Origin of the sequence: Streptomyces sp. NPDC056373 (assembly GCF_042262425.1) — a bacterium.
Lineage (GTDB): Bacteria > Actinomycetota > Actinomycetes > Streptomycetales > Streptomycetaceae > Streptomyces.
This window is the reverse complement of the sequence record NZ_JBHJPX010000005.1, coordinates 198522-216108: the sequence shown is the minus strand read 5'-3', so window position 1 is coordinate 216108 and position 17587 is coordinate 198522. Positions and strand designations below refer to the sequence as shown.

At 70.9% G+C, this 17587-nt stretch carries 15 protein-coding genes; 12 read left to right on the top strand and 3 right to left on the bottom strand.

Annotated features, from left to right (window positions below; translation table 11 throughout):
* Nucleotides 1–121: 121 nt before the first annotated feature.
* The 7 genes from ACFCXS_RS12460 to ACFCXS_RS12430 all read left to right on the top strand — a co-directional run bounded on the left by ACFCXS_RS12460 (nucleotide 122) and on the right by ACFCXS_RS12430 (nucleotide 7153).
* Entirely contained in the window at nucleotides 122–1333 is a 1212-nt protein-coding gene (locus ACFCXS_RS12460; RefSeq protein WP_376643213.1) for a phosphoglycerate kinase, read from the top strand.
* A 6-nt stretch (nucleotides 1334–1339) separates the two neighbouring features.
* Nucleotides 1340–2116, top strand: coding sequence for a triose-phosphate isomerase (gene tpiA / locus ACFCXS_RS12455; protein ID WP_376643212.1), 777 nt, complete (start codon nucleotides 1340–1342; stop codon nucleotides 2114–2116).
* 95 nt (nucleotides 2117–2211) lie between these two features.
* Entirely contained in the window at nucleotides 2212–2448 is a 237-nt protein-coding gene (gene secG, locus ACFCXS_RS12450; protein ID WP_094052663.1) for a preprotein translocase subunit SecG, read from the top strand.
* A 208-nt stretch (nucleotides 2449–2656) separates the two neighbouring features.
* Nucleotides 2657–2992: an RNA polymerase-binding protein RbpA gene (locus tag ACFCXS_RS12445; protein WP_003957010.1), complete on the top strand. Its 336-nt coding sequence runs from the start codon at nucleotides 2657–2659 to the stop codon at nucleotides 2990–2992.
* A gap of 143 nt (nucleotides 2993–3135) precedes the next feature.
* Entirely contained in the window at nucleotides 3136–4401 is a 1266-nt protein-coding gene (locus ACFCXS_RS12440) for an MFS transporter (protein WP_376643409.1), read from the top strand.
* Between the two features lie 74 nt (nucleotides 4402–4475).
* A complete protein-coding gene (pgi, locus tag ACFCXS_RS12435; protein WP_376643211.1) occupies nucleotides 4476–6125 on the top strand; it encodes a glucose-6-phosphate isomerase in 1650 nt (549 codons plus the stop codon).
* A 92-nt stretch (nucleotides 6126–6217) separates the two neighbouring features.
* The gene (locus ACFCXS_RS12430) at nucleotides 6218–7153 is read left to right on the top strand and encodes a hypothetical protein (RefSeq protein WP_376643210.1); all 936 of its coding nucleotides are present in this window, start codon (nucleotides 6218–6220) and stop codon (nucleotides 7151–7153) included.
* A 30-nt stretch (nucleotides 7154–7183) separates the two neighbouring features.
* Here ACFCXS_RS12430 and ACFCXS_RS12425 read toward each other — a convergent pair whose 3' ends face one another.
* From ACFCXS_RS12425 to ACFCXS_RS12415, 3 genes are read right to left on the bottom strand one after another with little or no spacing between them, the layout of a single operon-like run.
* On the bottom strand, nucleotides 7184–9466 hold the full coding sequence (locus tag ACFCXS_RS12425) for an FtsX-like permease family protein (RefSeq protein WP_376643209.1): 2283 nt from the start codon (nucleotides 9464–9466) through the stop codon (nucleotides 7184–7186).
* 39 nt (nucleotides 9467–9505) lie between these two features.
* Nucleotides 9506–10264 (bottom strand): ABC transporter ATP-binding protein, encoded by a 759-nt coding sequence (locus tag ACFCXS_RS12420; RefSeq protein WP_376643208.1) that lies wholly within the window; start codon nucleotides 10262–10264, stop codon nucleotides 9506–9508.
* The gene (locus tag ACFCXS_RS12415; protein WP_376643207.1) at nucleotides 10261–10776 is read right to left on the bottom strand and encodes a PadR family transcriptional regulator; all 516 of its coding nucleotides are present in this window, start codon (nucleotides 10774–10776) and stop codon (nucleotides 10261–10263) included. Before ACFCXS_RS12415 ends, ACFCXS_RS12420 begins: the two co-directional genes overlap by 4 nt.
* A 121-nt stretch (nucleotides 10777–10897) precedes the next feature.
* Between ACFCXS_RS12415 and ACFCXS_RS12410 the strand changes: the two genes are divergently transcribed.
* The 5 genes from ACFCXS_RS12410 (at nucleotide 10898) to ACFCXS_RS12390 (ending at nucleotide 17570) form a co-directional block, all read left to right on the top strand.
* Nucleotides 10898–12169, top strand: coding sequence for an ABC transporter substrate-binding protein (locus ACFCXS_RS12410; RefSeq protein ID WP_376643206.1), 1272 nt, complete (start codon nucleotides 10898–10900; stop codon nucleotides 12167–12169).
* A 163-nt stretch (nucleotides 12170–12332) separates the two neighbouring features.
* Complete coding sequence (locus ACFCXS_RS12405; RefSeq protein WP_376643205.1) at nucleotides 12333–13988, top strand: glycoside hydrolase family 13 protein; 1656 nt, start codon at nucleotides 12333–12335, stop codon at nucleotides 13986–13988.
* A 52-nt stretch (nucleotides 13989–14040) separates the two neighbouring features.
* Nucleotides 14041–15366, top strand: a complete 1326-nt coding sequence (locus ACFCXS_RS12400; protein ID WP_376643204.1) for an ABC transporter substrate-binding protein — start codon at nucleotides 14041–14043, stop codon at nucleotides 15364–15366.
* Between the two features lie 6 nt (nucleotides 15367–15372).
* Nucleotides 15373–16734 (top strand): ABC transporter permease subunit, encoded by a 1362-nt coding sequence (locus ACFCXS_RS12395; protein WP_376643203.1) that lies wholly within the window; start codon nucleotides 15373–15375, stop codon nucleotides 16732–16734.
* Nucleotides 16731–17570, top strand: a complete 840-nt coding sequence (locus ACFCXS_RS12390) for a carbohydrate ABC transporter permease (RefSeq protein WP_376643202.1) — start codon at nucleotides 16731–16733, stop codon at nucleotides 17568–17570. The genes ACFCXS_RS12395 and ACFCXS_RS12390 overlap by 4 nt, the downstream gene beginning before the upstream one ends.
* Nucleotides 17571–17587 lie beyond the last annotated feature (17 nt).

Below are 17587 nucleotides of genomic sequence, written 5' to 3'. Positions count from 1 at the left end.
GTGAGAGCAGGGCTCGGGCGGCGCGAGGACGCGCCGTCCGAGCCCTGACTCACGTACAGATCAGAGCTGTTCGATCACGAGCGCTTCCGAGCGATCACGAGCTCTTTCAGGAGTCCCCTTCATGAAGACGATCGACGAACTCCTCTCCGGGGGAGTGGCGGGCAAGCGGGTCTTCGTCCGCGCCGACCTGAACGTGCCGCTGGACGGCACGCGCATCACCGACGACGGCCGCATCCGCGCCGTGCTGCCCACGGTCAAGGCCCTCGCCGACGCGGGCGCCCGGGTCGTCGTGGCCTCCCACCTGGGCCGCCCCAAGGGCGCCCCGGACCCGGCCTTCTCCCTCGCCCCGGCCGCCGCGCGCCTCGGTGAGCTCCTCGGTTCGGACGTGGCCTTCGCGACCGACACGGTCGGCGAGTCCGCCCGGGCCACCGTCGCCGGCCTCGCCGACGGCCAGGCCGCCGTCGTCGAGAACCTGCGCTTCAACGCCGGTGAGACGAGCAAGGACGATGCCGAGCGCGGCACCTTCGCCGACCAGCTCGCCGCCCTCGCGGACGTCTACGTCGGTGACGGCTTCGGCGCGGTGCACCGTAAGCACGCCTCGGTCTTCGACCTCCCGGCCCGTCTGCCGCACTACGCCGGCTACCTCATCGCAACCGAGGTCGGCGTCCTGAGGAAGCTCACCGACGACGTCAAGCGGCCCTACGCCGTCGTCCTGGGCGGCGCCAAGGTCTCCGACAAGCTCGCCGTGATCGACCAGCTGCTCGGCAAGGCCGACCGCCTGCTCATCGGCGGCGGCATGGTCTTCACCTTCCTCAAGGCCAAGGGGCACGAGATCGGCTCGTCCCTGGTCCAGGAGGACCAGCTCCCGGTCGTCCTGGAGTACATCGAGCGCGCCGAGAAGAACGGCGTCGAGCTGGTCCTTCCCGTGGACGTCGTGGTCGCGCCGGAGTTCCCCGACCTCAAGACCAAGGCCCCGGGCCGGCCCAGCACCGTAGCCGCCGACGCCATGCCGGCCGGCCAGATGGGCCTTGACATCGGCCCCGAGTCCCGCACGCTGTACGCCTCGAAGATCACCGACGCCGCCACCGTCTTCTGGAACGGCCCCATGGGCGTCTTCGAGCACCCCGATTTCGCCGAGGGCACCAAGGCCGTCGCCCAGGCTCTCCTCGACTCGAAGGCCTTCACGGTGGTCGGTGGTGGCGACTCCGCCGCCGCCGTCCGCATCCTGGGCTTCGACGAGAACGCATTCGGCCACATCTCGACCGGTGGCGGCGCCTCCCTCGAATACCTCGAGGGCAAGACGCTCCCCGGCCTCGCCGCACTGGAGGACTGACCCTTTATGAGCACGCGCACGCCGCTGATGGCGGGCAACTGGAAGATGAACCTCAACCACCTCGAGGCCATCGCGCACGTCCAGAAGCTCGCCTTCGCCCTGGCCGACAAGGACCACGAGGCCGTCGAGGTCGCCGTCCTGCCGCCCTTCACCGACCTGCGCTCCGTGCAGACCCTGGTCGACGGCGACAAGCTCAAGATCAAGTACGGTGCCCAGGACATCTCGGCGCACGACGGCGGTGCCTTCACCGGCGAGATCTCCGGCCCGATGCTGGCCAAGCTGAAGTGCACGTACGTGGCCATCGGCCACAGCGAGCGCCGGCAGTACCACGCCGAGACCGACGAGCTGGTGAACGCCAAGGTCAAGGCCGCGTACAAGCACGGCCTGACCCCGATCCTGTGCGTCGGCGAGGAGCTGGAGGTCCGCGAGGCGGGCAACCACGTCTCCCACACCCTCGCCCAGGTCGAGGGCGGTCTGAAGGACCTCCCCGCCGAGCAGGCAGAGACCGTCGTGATCGCCTACGAGCCCGTCTGGGCCATCGGCACCGGCAAGGTCTGCGGCGCCGAGGACGCCCAGGAGGTCTGCGCGGCGATCCGCGGCAAGATCGCCGAGCTGTACTCGCAGGACCTGGCCGGCAAGGTCCGCATCCAGTACGGCGGCTCGGTCAAGGCCGGCAACGTCGCGGAGATCATGGCCCAGGCCGACATCGACGGCGCCCTGGTCGGCGGCGCCTCGCTGGACGCCGACGAGTTCGTCAAGATCGTGCGCTTCCGCGACCAGTGAGTATGCGGTAGCGGCGATCCGTCGTACCCTTGCGGGGTCCAGCGCTGTGCTGGGCCCCGCGTCGTCCATCCGAATCCGAGGAAGTTGGTCCAGCCGTGGTTTTGGGGTTCTCGATCGCCCTGATCGTCTTCAGCCTGCTGCTGATGCTGCTGGTGCTGATGCACAAGGGGAAGGGCGGCGGCCTCTCCGACATGTTCGGTGGCGGCATGCAGTCCTCCGTCGGCGGCTCCTCGGTCGCCGAGCGCAACCTCGACCGGATCACCGTCGTGATCGGTCTGCTGTGGTTCGCGTGCATCGTCGTACTCGGCATCCTGATGAAGGTGAACAACTGAGCGAGCCACGATCCGCACGGAACTCGTACGTCGGGCCCCATGTTCGGTACGCGCAGCTGAGCGCGGCCTATCATGGGGCTTGCGTCCAGGTGTGAGGGTTGTAACTCCAATCACTGGACGCGCGTTGGGCCTTACGTAGACTGAGGCGCTCGCGGCGAAGCGGAACGCCGACTCGCTTCGCGGCACCATCACGCAGGGAGTTACGACCGTGGCAAGTGGCAACGCGATCCGGGGAAGCCGGGTCGGGGCGGGGCCGATGGGCGAGGCCGAGCGCGGCGAGTCCGCGCCGCGGCTGCGCATCTCCTTCTGGTGCTCCAACGGACACGAGACCCAGCCGAGCTTCGCCAGCGACGCGCAGGTGCCCGACACCTGGGACTGTCCTCGCTGCGGCTTCCCGGCGGGCCAGGACCGGGACAACCCGCCGGACCCGCCACGCACCGAGCCCTACAAGACCCACCTGGCGTACGTGCGGGAGCGGCGCAGCGACGCGGACGGCGAGGCGATCCTCGCCGAGGCGCTCGCCAAACTGCGGGGCGAGATCTAGAAGTCGAGACCGGCCGGGCACCGACAGGTGCCCGGCCGGAGTTGCTCGCGGACCGATTGTCAGTGGTGCCCTCTACGGTTTGTGCATCGGACGAACCATGAGGGGGAACAGTGGCGACGGGCGAGGTGGGCGGGGGTACCTCCCTGCTCGAAAGGCTTGGCGGAGTCCGCGCGCCCGCGTGGCGCGGGGGGTTCGGGCGGCTGTGGAGCGCCGCCGTCCTGTCCAGCTTCGGTGACGCCTTGCGGACGGCGGCACTGCCCCTGGTGGCCGTCACACTGACCGACGATCCGCTGCTCATAGCCTCCGTCACGGCCTGCGGTTATCTGCCCTGGATCGTCTTCGGCCTGCTCGGCGGGGCCGTCGCCGACCGGGTGGACCAGCGGCGGGCCATGTGGATGGTGGAGGTCTCACGTGGGCTGCTGGTCGCCGCCTTCGCGGTGGTCGTCGCCCTCGGCCACGCCTCGATCGCCCTGCTGATCGTGCTGGCCTTCGCGCTGACCACCCTCCAGACCCTCTTCGACAACGCCGCCACCGCGCTGCTGCCCGCCCTGGTCGACCGCGACGCGCTGGGCAGTGCCAACGCCCGGCTGCTGACCGGCCAGCGCATCGCGGGCGGCCTGCTGGGCGGGCCGGTCGTGCCGCTGCTGCTGGCCGCCGGGGTGGCGGTGCCGTTCGCGGCGGACGCGGTGACCTTCCTGGTGGCCGCCGCGCTCATCGCCACGCTGCCGGCCGCCGGGCCGGACCGTGAGCCGCGGCCGACGGGCAGCACCCTGCGACGGGACATCGCCGAGGGGCTGCGCGTCCTGACCCGCGACAAGGCCCTGCGCGGACTGTGCGCCGCCACCGCCCTGTGCAACATCGGCATGGGCGCCCTCATCGCCACCCTCGTGATCCTGGTGACCGGCTGGCTCGACGCGGGCAACACCGGATACGCGGTGGCGATGACCGCGTACACGGTCGGCAGCCTGGCCGGGGGAGCGGCGGGCGGCCGACTCGTCACCTGCTTCGGACGGATGCGCCTGGTGCTCGCCGCCGGGACGTCGCAGACCGCCGCCCTCCTCGTCATGGGCTCGGTGCGCAGCATGGTCGCGCTGGTGTCCGCCCTGGCCGTCTTCGGGTTCATGGGGATGGTGTGGAACGTCAACACCACGACGCTGATGCAGCAGCGCACCCCCGTCGAGCTGCTGGGCCGCGTGAGCTCCGCCTTCCGGACACTCGCGGTCGCGGGCGCGCCCCTGGGCGCGCTGCTGGGCGGAGCCGTCGCCGGCGCCTGGGGGGAGAACACCACCGCGCTGCTCGCGGCCGCCTTCTTCGTCCTGTCCGTCACCGCGCTGATACCCGCGCGCCGGTCGGACGTACCTGTTGTTGCGCCGGACGACGGCGCGACGACAGGCCACGGCAACCGCTGATCAATTAGGTTGGACCGGCAGCGGGGCAGGTACGCGGCAGCACAGGCAGGCAAGGAAGAAGGCTGAAGTCCCAGATGAACGCAGACGGCCGTACCAGACTCAACCAGACGCCCGAGTGGACGGCACTGGCCAAGCACCGTGAGGAGCTGGGCGACGTCCGGTTGCGCGAGCTGTTCGCCGCCGATGCCGGCCGTGGCACGGGGTACACCCTCCGGGTCGGCGACCTGTACGTCGACTACTCCAAGCACCTCGTCACCGACGACACCCTGCGGCTGCTGCGCGAACTGGCCGCCGCCACCGGCGTCTTCGGGCTCCGGGACGCCATGTTCCGCGGCGAGAAGATCAACACCACGGAGGACCGGGCCGTGCTGCACACCGCGCTGCGCGCCCCGCGGGACGCGGTGATCGAGGTCGACGGCGAGAACGTGGTGCCGGACGTTCATGCCGTGCTCGACAAGATGGCCGCCTTCGCGGACCGCGTGAGGTCGGGCGAGTGGACCGGTCACACCGGCAAGCGGATCCGGAACATCGTCAACGTCGGCATCGGCGGCTCCGACCTCGGCCCCGCAATGGCGTACGAGGTGCTGCGGGCCTTCACGGACCGCTCGCTGACGGTGCGTTTCGTGTCGAACGTGGACGGCGCCGACCTGCACGAGGCGGTCCGGGACCTCGACCCGGCACAGACGCTGTTCGTCATCGCGTCCAAGACCTTCACCACCATCGAGACGGTCACCAACGCCACGTCCGCCCGTTCCTGGCTGCTGGACGCGCTCGGTGACGACGCCGCCGTCGCCAAGCACTTCGTGGCGTTGTCGACGAACGCCGAGAAGGTCGCCGAGTTCGGCATCGACACGGCCAACATGTTCGAGTTCTGGGACTGGGTCGGTGGCCGCTACTCCTACGACTCCGCCATCGGCCTGGCCCTGATGATCGCCATCGGCCCGGACCGCTTCCGCGAGATGCTCGACGGGTTCCGCATCGTCGACGAGCACTTCCGGACCGCACCCGCCGAGTCCAACGTGCCGCTGCTGCTGGGCCTGCTGGGCATCTGGTACGGCAACTTCCACGACGCCCAGTCGCACGCGGTGCTGCCCTACAGCCACTATCTGTCCAAGTTCACCGCCTACCTCCAGCAGCTCGACATGGAGTCCAACGGCAAGTCGGTGGACCGCGACGGGAAGCCAGTGGAGTGGCAGACCGGGCCGGTGGTGTGGGGCACGCCGGGCACCAACGGGCAGCATGCCTACTACCAGCTGATCCATCAGGGCACGAAGCTCATCCCGGCGGACTTCATCGGCTTCGCGCGGCCGGTCGGCGAGCTGAGCGAGCAGCTGAAGGCGCAGCACGACCTGCTGATGGCCAACTTCTTCGCGCAGACGCAGGCGCTGGCCTTCGGCAAGACCCCCGAGGAGGTGCGGGCCGAGGGAGTGCCGGAGGAACTGGTGCCGCACAAGACGTTCCAGGGCGACCACCCGACGACCACGATCCTCGCGCCCGAGCTGACGCCCTCCGTCCTCGGTCAGCTGGTCGCCCTCTACGAGCACAAGGTGTTCGTGCAGGGCGCGGTGTGGAACATCGACTCCTTCGACCAGTGGGGCGTGGAGCTGGGCAAGGTCCTAGCCAAGCGCGTCGAGCCCGCCCTGACCGAGGGCGCCGAAGTCGAGGGCCTGGACGCCTCCACCAAGGCGCTGGTCGCCACGTACCGGGAGCTGCGCGGCCGGTAGTCACGGCCGGGCGGGAGGCGGGCGGCAGCGCGCCGTCCGCTTCCCGTAGACTCCCGGACGATCATCACGGCGAGTGCTCGGGGGAGCGCGAAGTGGCACGCACACGCGGAAGTTGGACCGGCGGCACGCTGACGGCAGGGTCCGTTCTGAAACCCCAGGACGTGGCCCGGGCGGTGTTCCACCCCGCCTGGATCCCGCAGCCGCTCGACCCGTCCGTGGAGCGGCTGAAACGGTTCCGTGTCCTCGCCGGGGCGGTCGCCTCGCTCGGTGTCTACACCTTCGTCGAAGGCGGCTTCGACCTCACCGAGCTGCTGGAGAACGCGATGACGGCCTCCGTCGTCCTGCTCTTCCTCACCCCGCTCACGGTCGGGGTGATGCTGTGGGTCTGGCGGCGCGGCGGCACGGTCCGGCAGTTGCGGAGGCCGTTGCTCAGCTCCCTCGCGCTGCTCGTGCTGTTCGTCGGCTGCGTGGCGACCGTCCTGCTGCTGGTGCGGACGGTGAACGCGTCCGCGAGCATCGCCGTGATCATCGGCTGCGGCATGACGATGCTGTGGCTGCTCGCCTTCACGGCCTACGGAGCCGTACGGGTGTCGGGCAACTTCTTCGGCACGGCCGCCGTGCACCGCTGCCTGCCGCCGCTGCTCGCCATGGTGACCAGCTGGCTGGTGGCCGTCCCGGACCTCGTGACCGGTGATCTGCACGGGCTCAGTCTCACCCTGGGCATCGTCTTCATCCTGGGCGCGCCGGTGACGGTCACCGCCATTGCGCTGGTGGAGATGGGGCGGCTGAAGCGGCGGTACGGAATCCGGCTGACCGCCCATCCGGCGACACACCCTCCCCTGCCCGGCCCGGTCCCGCCGATGCCCCCGGCGGGCTCGCCCCACCTGCCGCCGCAGGGGAACCCGTACGGGCATCCCTACGCGGCGAGCGGACAGCACCCGTACGCCCCGCACCCTCAGGCCCCGTACGCCCCGCACTCCCAGCACCCCCAGCACCCCTACCACCCGCAGCAGCCCTACGGAGGCTGACTCCCGGCCGGTATCGGCGGCAGGCAGGCGTCAGGCCACCGCGCTCAGCGTGTCCGCGAGGCGCCGCCGGGCGGCCCGGGCCGCGGGCAGGGCGGCCAGCGCGGCGGCGCAGAGCACCGCCGCCGCGCCGAGCAGCACCATGAGGATCGCCGAGGGCCCCTGGGCGATCCCGGAGCCGATGCCACTGGACCTGCCCTGGGCGTCGATCAGCCACCGGGCGAGGGGCAGGCCGAGGGCGATGGCGGCGAGGGCGGCAGCCAGGGCCGTGAGACCGGTGGCCGTGACAGTGATCGCCGTGATCTGCCGTGGGGACAGGCCGATGGCCTTCAGCGCCAGCAGGTCCCGTTCGCTCTCCCGGACGGTGCCGCCGATCGCGGTCAGCAGCTCGATGAGCCCGATGAGGGCGAGCACGGCGATCAGCCAGGCGACCACCGCGCGCAGCGGGGACAGGCCGTCCGCCGGGTTGGCGACCCTGTGGACGTCCAGATGGCCGTGCCCCGCCGCGGCGAGCCGGTCGGCGACCTCCTGCGGGTCGGCGCCCGGGTCCAGGCGGAGCTCGTAGAGGGTCGGGCGGAGTCCCGGGTTGTTCTCGCGGAGGGTGTCGAGGGACGTGGAGATGACCCGGCCGGCGTTCTCCGGCTCGATGCTGCGGCCCACGATGTGCAGGATCTGCGGCTGGTCGCCGACGGTCATCCGGACCCAGTCGCCCACGCGCACGTCCAGCAGGTCCAGCAGCCCCTGCCCGGCCACGGCCTCGTCGGTGGCGCGGGCGGGACGGCCCTCGGCGAGGGTGTAGGGGTAGGGGTCCTGCCGGGTGCCGAGGCCGCGCAGCGCGATGGTCGCGGTCTGGCTCGGCCCCAGGGCGGCCGTCTCGATGCCCGGGTAGGCGGCGGCCACCTCCGGGTCGCTCTGCAGGAGGGAGCGGGTCTGTTGTTCGCCCGTTCCGGCGTCGGCGCGGACGCTGAGCGTGGTGGGCAGGCCGATCCGCTCGGGCTCGCTGTGGAAGCGGTCGAGGGTGGTCCAGGCGCTCACCGCCACGACGATCAGCAGCAGGGGCAGGGTGAGCCGGGCGACGGTGGCCAGGGACCGGGGGCGGCGGGTGAACGCCCGGTGCCATCCGAGCACCAGCGCGGGCGGAATCCGTACGCCGAGGGCCCGGCGCGCCACACCGGACAGCCGTCCTCCCGAGGGCGCTGCGGATCTCGGCACCGGTACCGGCGGCACGCGCCCGGCCCGCCAGGCCGCCAGCCCGGTGGTCGCACCGATGAACAGCACCGCGCCCACCGGCACCACGAGCAGCGCCGCGGTGTGGCCGGGCAGTCCCTGCCACACGCCGACCGCGTCCCCGAGCCGCCCGGGGATCCTGCTGCCCAGGGCCTCGGCCAGAGCGGCGGCGGCCAGGGCGCCCAGCAGGGCGTAGGCGAGGTGCTGGAGCAGGAAGATGCGGACCACCTGGCCGGGGGTGAAGCCGATGGCCTTCAGGACGGACAGGTCGCGCAGGTGCCCGCGGATGCGGGTGCCGATCGCCCCGTGCACGGCGAGTCCCGCCGCGACCAGCGCACCCAGCCCGAACAGTCCCAGCACCTGACCGAGCAGCCGGTTGTCGCCCTGCGCCTCGGCCCGCGCCTGCTGCCAGGTGGAGACCTCGCCGATCGCCCCGGAGCCCAGCACGGTCACCGCGCGCTGGACGATGTACGACGTGTCGCCCGGGTCCGTCAGCCGCAGCCCGATCACCTGGCCGCCGGGATCCGGCACGGCCGACGGCAGCGCCCACACCAGGCCCGGCTGCTCACCGGGCCGGTAGCGCGGCTCGGCGCTGTCGGCGAGGCCCACGACGGTCAGCTCGCGAGCGGTGCCGGGCACGTCGAGGGTGTCGCCGGGCCCGGCCAGCAGGGCCCGGGCGAGGCGGCTCTCCAGGACCACACCGTTCGGATGCGACGGGGTCGGCCAGTGCCCGGAGACCAGCGGCGGGCGGCCGTCGGAGGACCCTTCCGGCATGCCCCGCAGTTCCACGGCGGCACGGCTGCCGCGTGCGGAGACGGTGGTGGCGGCGCTGGGATAGGGGCCGACGACGGATTCCACACCGTCCAGACCGGCCAGCTTCCCGGTGTCGGCCGCCGTGTCCGTGTGCAGCCACACGTGCGCGCCGTGCGACTGCGTGAAGACGCGCTGCCAGGGGTTGGTCGCGTAGCCGAACAGGGCCGTGGCCAGCAGCAGGGAGGCGACGATGCCGGCGGTGGCGAGGACGAGGAACAGCGCCTCGCCGCGGTGCGTGCGCAGATCGGAGTGGGCCCAGCGCAGGGTGGCTCGCATACGGGTCAGCCCCTCCGGGGATCGTCGTGCACCCGCATGTCAGTCCTTCAGCTCCAGCACACCGGATATGCCGGAGCGGCGCGGCGGGGTGCCGCCGCCGTCGAGAGCCGCGTCGTCGGCGATCCTGCCGTCGAAGAAGCTGATGACCCGGTCCGCGGAGCTCGCCAGCCGGGCGTCATGGGTGACCAGCACGATCGTCTGGCCGCGCTGGTGGAAACGGGACAGCAGCCGCATCACCTCGCGGGTGCCCTTGCTGTCGAGGCTGCCGGCGGGCTCGTCGGCCAGCAGCAGCGGCGGATGGTTGACCAGGGCCCGGGCCAGGGCGACGCGCTGCTGCTCACCGCCGGACAGCTCACCCGGCATGCTGCGCTCCTTGCCCGTCAGGCCCAGCTCGGCCAGCAGCGCCTCGCGCTCGGTGCGCGCCTGCTTCGGCGGGGTCCCGGCGAGCAGGGCGGGCAGCTCCACGTTGTCGGCGACGGACAGGTTGGAGACGAGGTTGAAGAACTGGAAGACGATGCCGATGCGCTTCCGGCGCTCCACCGCCCAGCGGGCCTCGCTGTAGGCGTCCGTGCGTTCGCCGTCGAGCCAGATGCTGCCCGCGTCCGGCCGCTGGAGCCCGCCGAGCAGATGCAGCAGCGTCGACTTGCCCGCGCCGGACGGGCCGGTGATCGCCACGAACTCGCCGGGCCGTACGCACAGGTCGACCCCGCGCACGGCGTGGGCCGGGGCGCCCTCGCCGTGGTGGGTCTTCACCAGCCCCTCGGCGCGCAGCGCAGGAGCGGGACGCTCGTCGCTCACTCCAGCTCCTCCAGCTCTTCCTGGCACCGCTCCAGCCAGTCGAGGTCGGCCTGCAGGTGCAGCATCGCGCCCTCGATCAGCAGATGGGCGATGCGGTTGTCGCGGTCTTCGGCGCCGGCCAGTTTCGACAGCTGCCGCATGGTGTTCAGGTACTGGCGCCGCTGCTGGTTGATCAGGGTGATCTGCTCGGCGAGGCCGGTCTGCGGGGCGAGCGCCAGCTTCATGAAGAAGTCGTCCCGTACCCGTGGCTCGTCCTCGGGCTCCTCGAACCAGGCGCGCAGCGCCTCCCGCCCGGCGTCGGTGAGGTGGTAGACCTTTTTGTTGGGCCGGCTGGACTGCGCCACGTCCTCGCCCTCGATCAGTCCCGACTTCTCGAGGCGGCCGAGGGTCACATAGATCTGGCCGACGTTCGGCTGAGGGTACGCGGAGCCCAGCAGTTGCTCAAGGTCCTGCTTGAGCTCGTAGCCGTGGGCGGGCCCGCGGGCGAGGAGGGCCAGGAGGGGCAGGCGCACGCGTGCAGTCCTCCTGTCCGGTCCAATGTGCTCCAGGCCCTAGTATCGCCCATACCTAACAGGTATACATGGCCTCTGTTCCGGGCAAGGGTGCCCAGCGCCGGTGTACAGGGAGGAACCTATGCGGTGGATCCATGCCGCGGGTAGGGGCCTTCTCGTTCTCGTCGTGGTCCTGACAGGCTACGTCGCCGCCGGAGCGCAGGCGGGCGAGCCCTCCGGGGGCGGCCGCGGACCGCTCACCCTGGCCACCGCCGGTGACCTCACCGGCTACCTCGGCCCCCTGCTGGAGGGCTGGAACCGTACCCACCCCGGCGAGAAGGTCACCCTCGTCGAGTTGCCGGACTCGGCCGACGAGACCCAGGCCCAGATGATCACCGACCTGCGCGACGGTGACCGCAGCCGGTTCGACGTGCTCAACATCGACGTCAACTGGACCCCCGAGTTCGCCGCGGCGGGCTGGATCAGGCCACTGCCCCGGGACCGCTTCCCCCTGAAGACCTTCCTCCAGCCGGTCGTGGACACGGCGACCTATGACGGGCAGTTGTACGCCGTCCCGTACGTCACCAACGCCGGCCTGCTGCTGTACCGCAAGGACGTCCTCGCGAAGGAGGGCGTCGCACCGCCGCGTACCTGGGCGGAGCTGGAGCGGTACGCGAAGACCATCGCCCCGAAGTACGGCCTCGACGGCTACGCCGGGCAGTTCCTGCCCTACGAGGGCCTCACCGTGAACGCGGCCGAGGCCGTCTACTCGGCGGGCGGCTCGATCCTCGGCGACGAGGGCGAGCGCGTCACCGTCGACTCGGCGGCCGCGCGCGAGGGCATCGGGTTCCTGGCGCGCGGGGTGCGCGAGGGCTGGATCCCGAAGGAAGCGCTGACGTACAAGGAGGAGGAGTCCAAGCAGGCCTTCCAGGACGGCCGGCTGCTCTTCCTGCGGAACTGGCCGTACGCCTACGTCGGTGCCTCCGCCCCCGGTTCGAAGGTCGCCGGCAAGGTCGGTGCCGTGCCCCTGCCCGGCCCCGGCGGGCCGGGGACCAGCGTCCTCGGCGGCTCCAATCTGGCCGTCAGCGCGCATGCGCGCCACCCCGACTCGGCGGCCCGCCTGATCGCGTACCTCACCAGTGAAGGCGTCCAGCGGCAGGTCCTCACGCGCGGCGCGCTGCCGCCCGTGCGCGCGGATCTCTACCGGGATCCCGAGCTCATCCGCCGGTTCCCCTACCTGCCGACCCTGCGGACGAGTGTCCTCGCGGCCGAGCCGCGCCCCAAGAGCCCGCGCTACGGCCAGGTGAGCCTGGTGGTGCAGGCGGTCGTGCACGATGCGATGGCGGGGCACCAGACGCCCGCCGCGGCGGTGCGACGACTGGCGCGAGAGCTCGCCGTCGTCTCCCGCGGCTAGCGCTTTCCACGACCCTTGTAGATCCTTCCTAGTTACTTGTTAGGTAACGCGGGCGTCTCATCTCACTGACTATTGCCCCTGTGTGTCCGCATTTGGGCACTCCAGCCGCTCGATACCTTCTGCCTTTTCATTGACACCCTCTCGACACGCCTACTTAACATGCATGCATAACCGCTGCCCTCCTCAGAGACAGGTCGATGGGTTGAACAGGCACCACTGGTGGCGTGACGCAGTGATCTATCAGGTGTACGTCCGCAGCTTCCTCGACAGCACCGGCGACGGCATCGGCGACCTCGCCGGCGTCCGGGCCGGACTGCCGTACCTCAAGAAGCTCGGCGTCGACGGGATCTGGCTGAGCCCCTTCTATCCCTCGCCGCAGCACGACCATGGCTACGACGTGGCCGACTACTGCGGCGTCGACCCGCTCTTCGGCGACCTCGACGAGTTCGACCAGCTCGTGGGGGCAGCCCGGCGGCTCGGCATCAAGGTGCTGCTCGACATCGTCCCGAATCACTGCTCCAGCGCGCACCCCTGGTTCCGCGAGGCGCTCGGCGCCCCTGCCGGCAGCCCGGCCCGGGCCCGCTTCCACTTCGCCGACGGCCGCGGTCCCGACGGCGCCGAGCCGCCCAACAACTGGCACGCCATGTTCGGCGGCCCGGCGTGGAGCCGCGTGACCGAGCCGGACGGGACACCCGGCCAGTGGTACCTGCACATGTTCACGCCCGAGCAGCCCGACTGGAACTGGCGCGACCCCGAGGTCGCCGCCGAGTTCGACCGGGTCCTGCGCTTCTGGCTGGACCGCGGCGTCGACGGCTTCCGCATCGACGTCGCCGCCGGCCTCTACAAGCACCCCGAGCTGCCCGACTCCGACGACCCGGAGGCCGACGCCCGCACCCGCGACTCCGTCAACCCGCTCGCCTGGAACCAGCCCGAGGTGCACGACGTGTGGCGCCGCTGGCGCTCCATATGCGAGGAGTACACCGAGCGCGACGGCGGCGAACGCCTCCTCGTCGGCGAGGTGTCCGTGCCCACCGCCCGCGAACACGCGCAGTACGTCCGCTCCGACGAACTCCACCAGGCCTTCTTCTTCGACCTGCTGAGCGCCTCCTGGGACGCCGACGCCTTCCGGAAGGTCATCTCGGAGGCCATGCAGGACATCGCCGGAACCGGCTCGACCGTCACCTGGGTCCTCAACAACCACGACCAGGTCCGCACCGTCACCCGCTACGGCGAGCCCGCCACCGAGGGCAGCGGCCTCGGCGCCGCCCGGGCTCGCGCAGCCGCGCTGCTCCTGCTGGCCCTGCCCGGTGCCGCGTACATCTACCAGGGCGAGGAGCTGGGGCTGCCGGAGGTCGTGGACCTGCCCGACGACGTGCTCACCGACCCGATCTTCCGCCGTACCGGCAGCCGGGCCCGTATCCGCGACGGCTGCCGGGTCCCGCTGCCCTGGTCGGGCCAGGCCTCGCCGTTCGGCTTCACCCCGGGCGTGGAGAGCGCCAAGCCGTGGCTGCCGCAGCCGGAGTACTTCGCCGAGTACGCCACCGACCGCGCCCTCGCCGACACCCGCTCCTTCTGGCACCTGTACCGCGACGGCCTCCAGCTGCGAGGCACCCTGCCCCAGTTGGGCGAGGGAACCCTGCGCTGGCTGGACGCCTCACCCGGCGTCCTGGCCTTCGAACGCGGCGACCTGGTCTGCGCTGTCAACTTCGGCACGGCCCCCACCCCCGCGCCGGTCCCCGGCACCCCCCTGCTCGCCAGCGGCCCCTGCCCGTCCGGAGTGCTCTCCGGCTCGACGGCCGCCTGGTGGATCCGTTCCTGAACGCCCCGCAAGCGAACGCTTCGCAAGTCAACTCCCCGAAGGGACATCAACGATGATGCGACGACGTACCACCCTGCTCACCGGCTGCACCGCTCTCGTCCTGGCGCTCGGCGCGACCGCCTGCGGCGGCGGACCCGTCTCGGCCGGCGGCGGCGACAAGGCGCTCAGCGGCCAGTCGGTCACCGTGGCCGGTGTCTGGTCCGGCACCGAGCAGAAGAACTTCCAGAAGGTGCTCGACGCCTTCACCGAGAAGACCGGCGCCAAGACGCAGTTCACGTCCACCGGCGACAACGTCTCCACTGTCGTCGGCAGCAAGATCGAGGGCGGCAACGCCCCCGACGTCGTGATGGTCCCGCAGGTCGGCGTGCTCAAGCAGTTCGCGCAGAAGGGCTGGCTCAAGCCGCTGTCGGCGAAGACCGAGCAGGCCGTCGACGCGGGCTACGCCCCCGTGTGGAAGAAGTACGGCAGCGTCGACGGCAAGCTCTACGGCCTGTACTTCAAGGCCGCCCACAAGTCGACCGTCTGGTACAGCCCCGACGCCCTCGAGCAGGCCGGTGTGAAGCCCCCGAAGAGCTACGACGAGATGCTCAAGGCCGGCCGGACCGTCTCCGACTCCGGCCTGGCCGCCTTCTCTGTCGCCGGACAGGACGGCTGGACCCTCACCGACTGGTTCGAGAACGTCTACCTCTCCCAGGCCGGACCCGAGAAGTACGACGCCCTCGCCGCCCACAAGCTCAAGTGGACCGACGCGTCCGTCGTCGACGCCCTCACCACCCTCGGCAAGCTCTTCAAGGACAAGCAGCTCATCGCCGGCGGCCAGAAGGGCGCCCTGAACACCGACTTCCCCGGCTCGGTGGAGAAGGTGTTCGGCCCCGAGCCCGAGGCCGGCATGGTCTACGAGGGCGACTTCGTCGCCGGTGTCGCCAAGGACCAGTTCGGCAAGAAGGTCGGCCAGGACGCGAACTTCTTCCCGTTCCCGGCGGTCGGCGGCGGCGAGGCACCGGTCGTCAGCGGCGGTGACGCCGCCGTCGTCCTCAAGGACGGCAAGAACCAGAAGGCCGCCCAGGCCCTCCTGGAGTACCTGTCGACCTCCGAGGCCTCGGCCGTGTGGGCGGAGGCGGGCGGCTTCCTCTCCCCGAACAAGAAGGTCGACCTCGCCTCCTACGGCGACGACGTCACCCGCGCCACCGCCAAGTCCCTCGTCCAGGCCGGGGACTCGGTCCGCTTCGACATGTCCGACCAGGCCCCGGCGGCCTTCGGCGGCACGAAGGGCGCCGGCGAGTGGAAGCTCCTCCAGGACTTCCTGCGCGACCCCTCCGACCCGAAGGGCACCGCGGCGAAGCTGGAGGCCGCGGCGGCCAAGGCGTACCAGGACTGATACGCCATGACAGCGACCCTCGTGAAAGACACGAGCTCCCCACCGCCCGGCCCGGTCGCCGACCGCACCCGGCTACTGCGCCGGCGCGGGAAGATCATCGCCCTGCTGTTCGTACTGCCCGCGCTGCTGCTGCTCGGCGCGCTCGTCGTCTACCCCGTGCTGTTCAGCATCGGCCGCAGCTTCTTCGACGCCTCGGGGACGAGCTTCGTCGGCGGAGACAACTACGCCGAGATGTTCCGTGACCCGGCGACCCTCAAGGCGGTCCGCAACACGGCCGTCTGGGTCGTCATCGCCCCCGCCCTGCTCACCGGCCTCGGGCTGATCCTGGCCGTGCTGGTGGAGAAGGTCCGCTGGGCCACGGCGTTCAAGCTGCTCCTCTTCATGCCGATGGCCGTCTCCTTCCTCGCCGCCGGCATCATCTTCCGGCTCGCCTACGACGAGGACCCCGACAAGGGCGTGCTCAACGCCGCCGTCGTCTCCGTCCACGACGCCTTCAAGGGGGAGTCCTCCTACCCGACGGCCCGGGCACGCGACGCCCACGGCCTGACGAAGGACAAGGACGGCTCGTACCGCACGAGTACGAGCGTGGCGCCCGGGGACGCGGTGGCGCTGGGCCTCGTCGGTGTACAGCCCGACGACCTGCCGGGCGGAGCCGAACCGGCGTACGCGGCGGCGGGGCGCAAGGCCGGCCCCGACGAACTGCGCGGAGTCGTCTACCTCGACTTCACGCCCGGCGGGGGAGGGGAGCAGGGCAAGGTCGACCGGCGGGAGAGCGGACTGCCGGAGATGAAGGTCGAGGCGGTCCGCGACGGCGAGCCGGTCGCCACGACCACCACGGCCGCCGACGGTTCCTTCCGCTTCGAGGGCCTCGCATCGGGCTCCTACCAGGTGAAGCTGCCGTCGTCGAACTTCGCCCAGCCCTACGAGGGCGTCTCCTGGCTCGGGCCGGCGCTGGTCACCCCTGCGATCATCGGCGCGTACCTGTGGATCTGGACCGGCTTCGCCATGGTGCTGATCGGGGCGGGTCTGGCGACGCTGCCGCGGGACGCCCTGGAGGCGGCGCGGATGGACGGCGCGAACGAGTGGCAGATCTTCCGCCGGATCACGGTGCCCCTGCTGGCACCCGTCCTGTCGGTCGTCTTCATCACCCTCGTCATCAACGTGATGAAGGTCTTCGACCTCGTCTACATCATCGCGCCCGGCCCCGTGCAGGAGGACGCGACCGTACTCGCGACGCAGATGTGGCTGGTGTCGTTCGGCGGCGGCAACAACCAGGGACTCGGCAGTGCGCTGGGCGTGCTGCTCCTGCTGCTGGTCGTCCCGGCCATGGTGTTCAACGTCCGCCGTTTCCGAAGGAGTCAGCGATGAACGCGGTGCGGCGCGGACTGGGCAACGGTCTCGTCCAGGCCTTCCTCGTCCTGGTCGGCCTGGTGTGGATGACGCCGCTGGCCGGACTGTTCCTGTCCTCGCTGCGGTCCGCCGAGGACACGGCCAGGGGCGGCTGGTGGACGGTGTTCTCCAGCCCGGGGCAGCTGTCCTTCGACAACTACTCGTCGCTGCTGGGGAACGCCGGGATCACGCAGGCGTTCTGGAACACGGTGCTGATATCCGTGCCGACGACGGTGCTGGTCGTGGTGATCGCGGCACTCGCGGGGTACGCCTTCGCATGGCTGGACTTCCCCGGACGGGAGACGGTCTTCCTGGTCGTGGTGGCGCTGCTGGTGGTGCCCGTGCAGATCGGACTGCTGCCGGTCGCCAAACTCTTCGGGCAGCTGGGCCTGTTCGGCACGATCCCCGGAGTCGTCCTCTTCCACGTGGCCTACGGCCTGCCGTTCGCGGTGTTCCTGCTCCGCAACTACTTCGCCGAGATGCCGAAGGAGATGCTGGAGGCGGCCCGCATGGACGGGGGCAGCGAGTGGCGGATCTTCACGCGGCTGGTTCTCCCCGTCGGGCGGCCGGCGATCGCCTCCCTGGCCATCTTCCAGTTCCTGTGGGTGTGGAACGACATGCTGGTGGCGCTGCTGTTCGCGGACAGTTCCTCGCAGCCGCTGACCGTGGAACTCCAGTCCCAGATACGCCAGTTCGGCAGCAACATCGATGTGCTGGCACCCGGGGCGTTCGTGTCCCTGGTCGTCCCTGTCGTCGTGTTCTTCGCGTTCCAGAGGCACTTCGTGCAGGGCGTGATGGCCGGTTCGGTCAAATAGCACATGCGTCTCGGGCC

Coding starts and splice junctions, on each gene's coding strand:
- pgi (WP_376643211.1), top strand. CDS start 4,476: ATGAACGCAGACGGCCGTACCAGACTCAACCAGACGCCCGAGTGGACG.
- ACFCXS_RS12410 (WP_376643206.1), top strand. CDS start 10,898: ATGCGGTGGATCCATGCCGCGGGTAGGGGCCTTCTCGTTCTCGTCGTG.
- tpiA (WP_376643212.1), top strand. CDS start 1,340: ATGAGCACGCGCACGCCGCTGATGGCGGGCAACTGGAAGATGAACCTC.
- ACFCXS_RS12400 (WP_376643204.1), top strand. CDS start 14,041: ATGATGCGACGACGTACCACCCTGCTCACCGGCTGCACCGCTCTCGTC.
- ACFCXS_RS12395 (WP_376643203.1), top strand. CDS start 15,373: ATGACAGCGACCCTCGTGAAAGACACGAGCTCCCCACCGCCCGGCCCG.
- ACFCXS_RS12390 (WP_376643202.1), top strand. CDS start 16,731: ATGAACGCGGTGCGGCGCGGACTGGGCAACGGTCTCGTCCAGGCCTTC.
- ACFCXS_RS12425 (WP_376643209.1), bottom strand. CDS start 9,466: ATGCGAGCCACCCTGCGCTGGGCCCACTCCGATCTGCGCACGCACCGC.
- ACFCXS_RS12460 (WP_376643213.1), top strand. CDS start 122: ATGAAGACGATCGACGAACTCCTCTCCGGGGGAGTGGCGGGCAAGCGG.
- ACFCXS_RS12405 (WP_376643205.1), top strand. CDS start 12,333: ATGCATAACCGCTGCCCTCCTCAGAGACAGGTCGATGGGTTGAACAGG.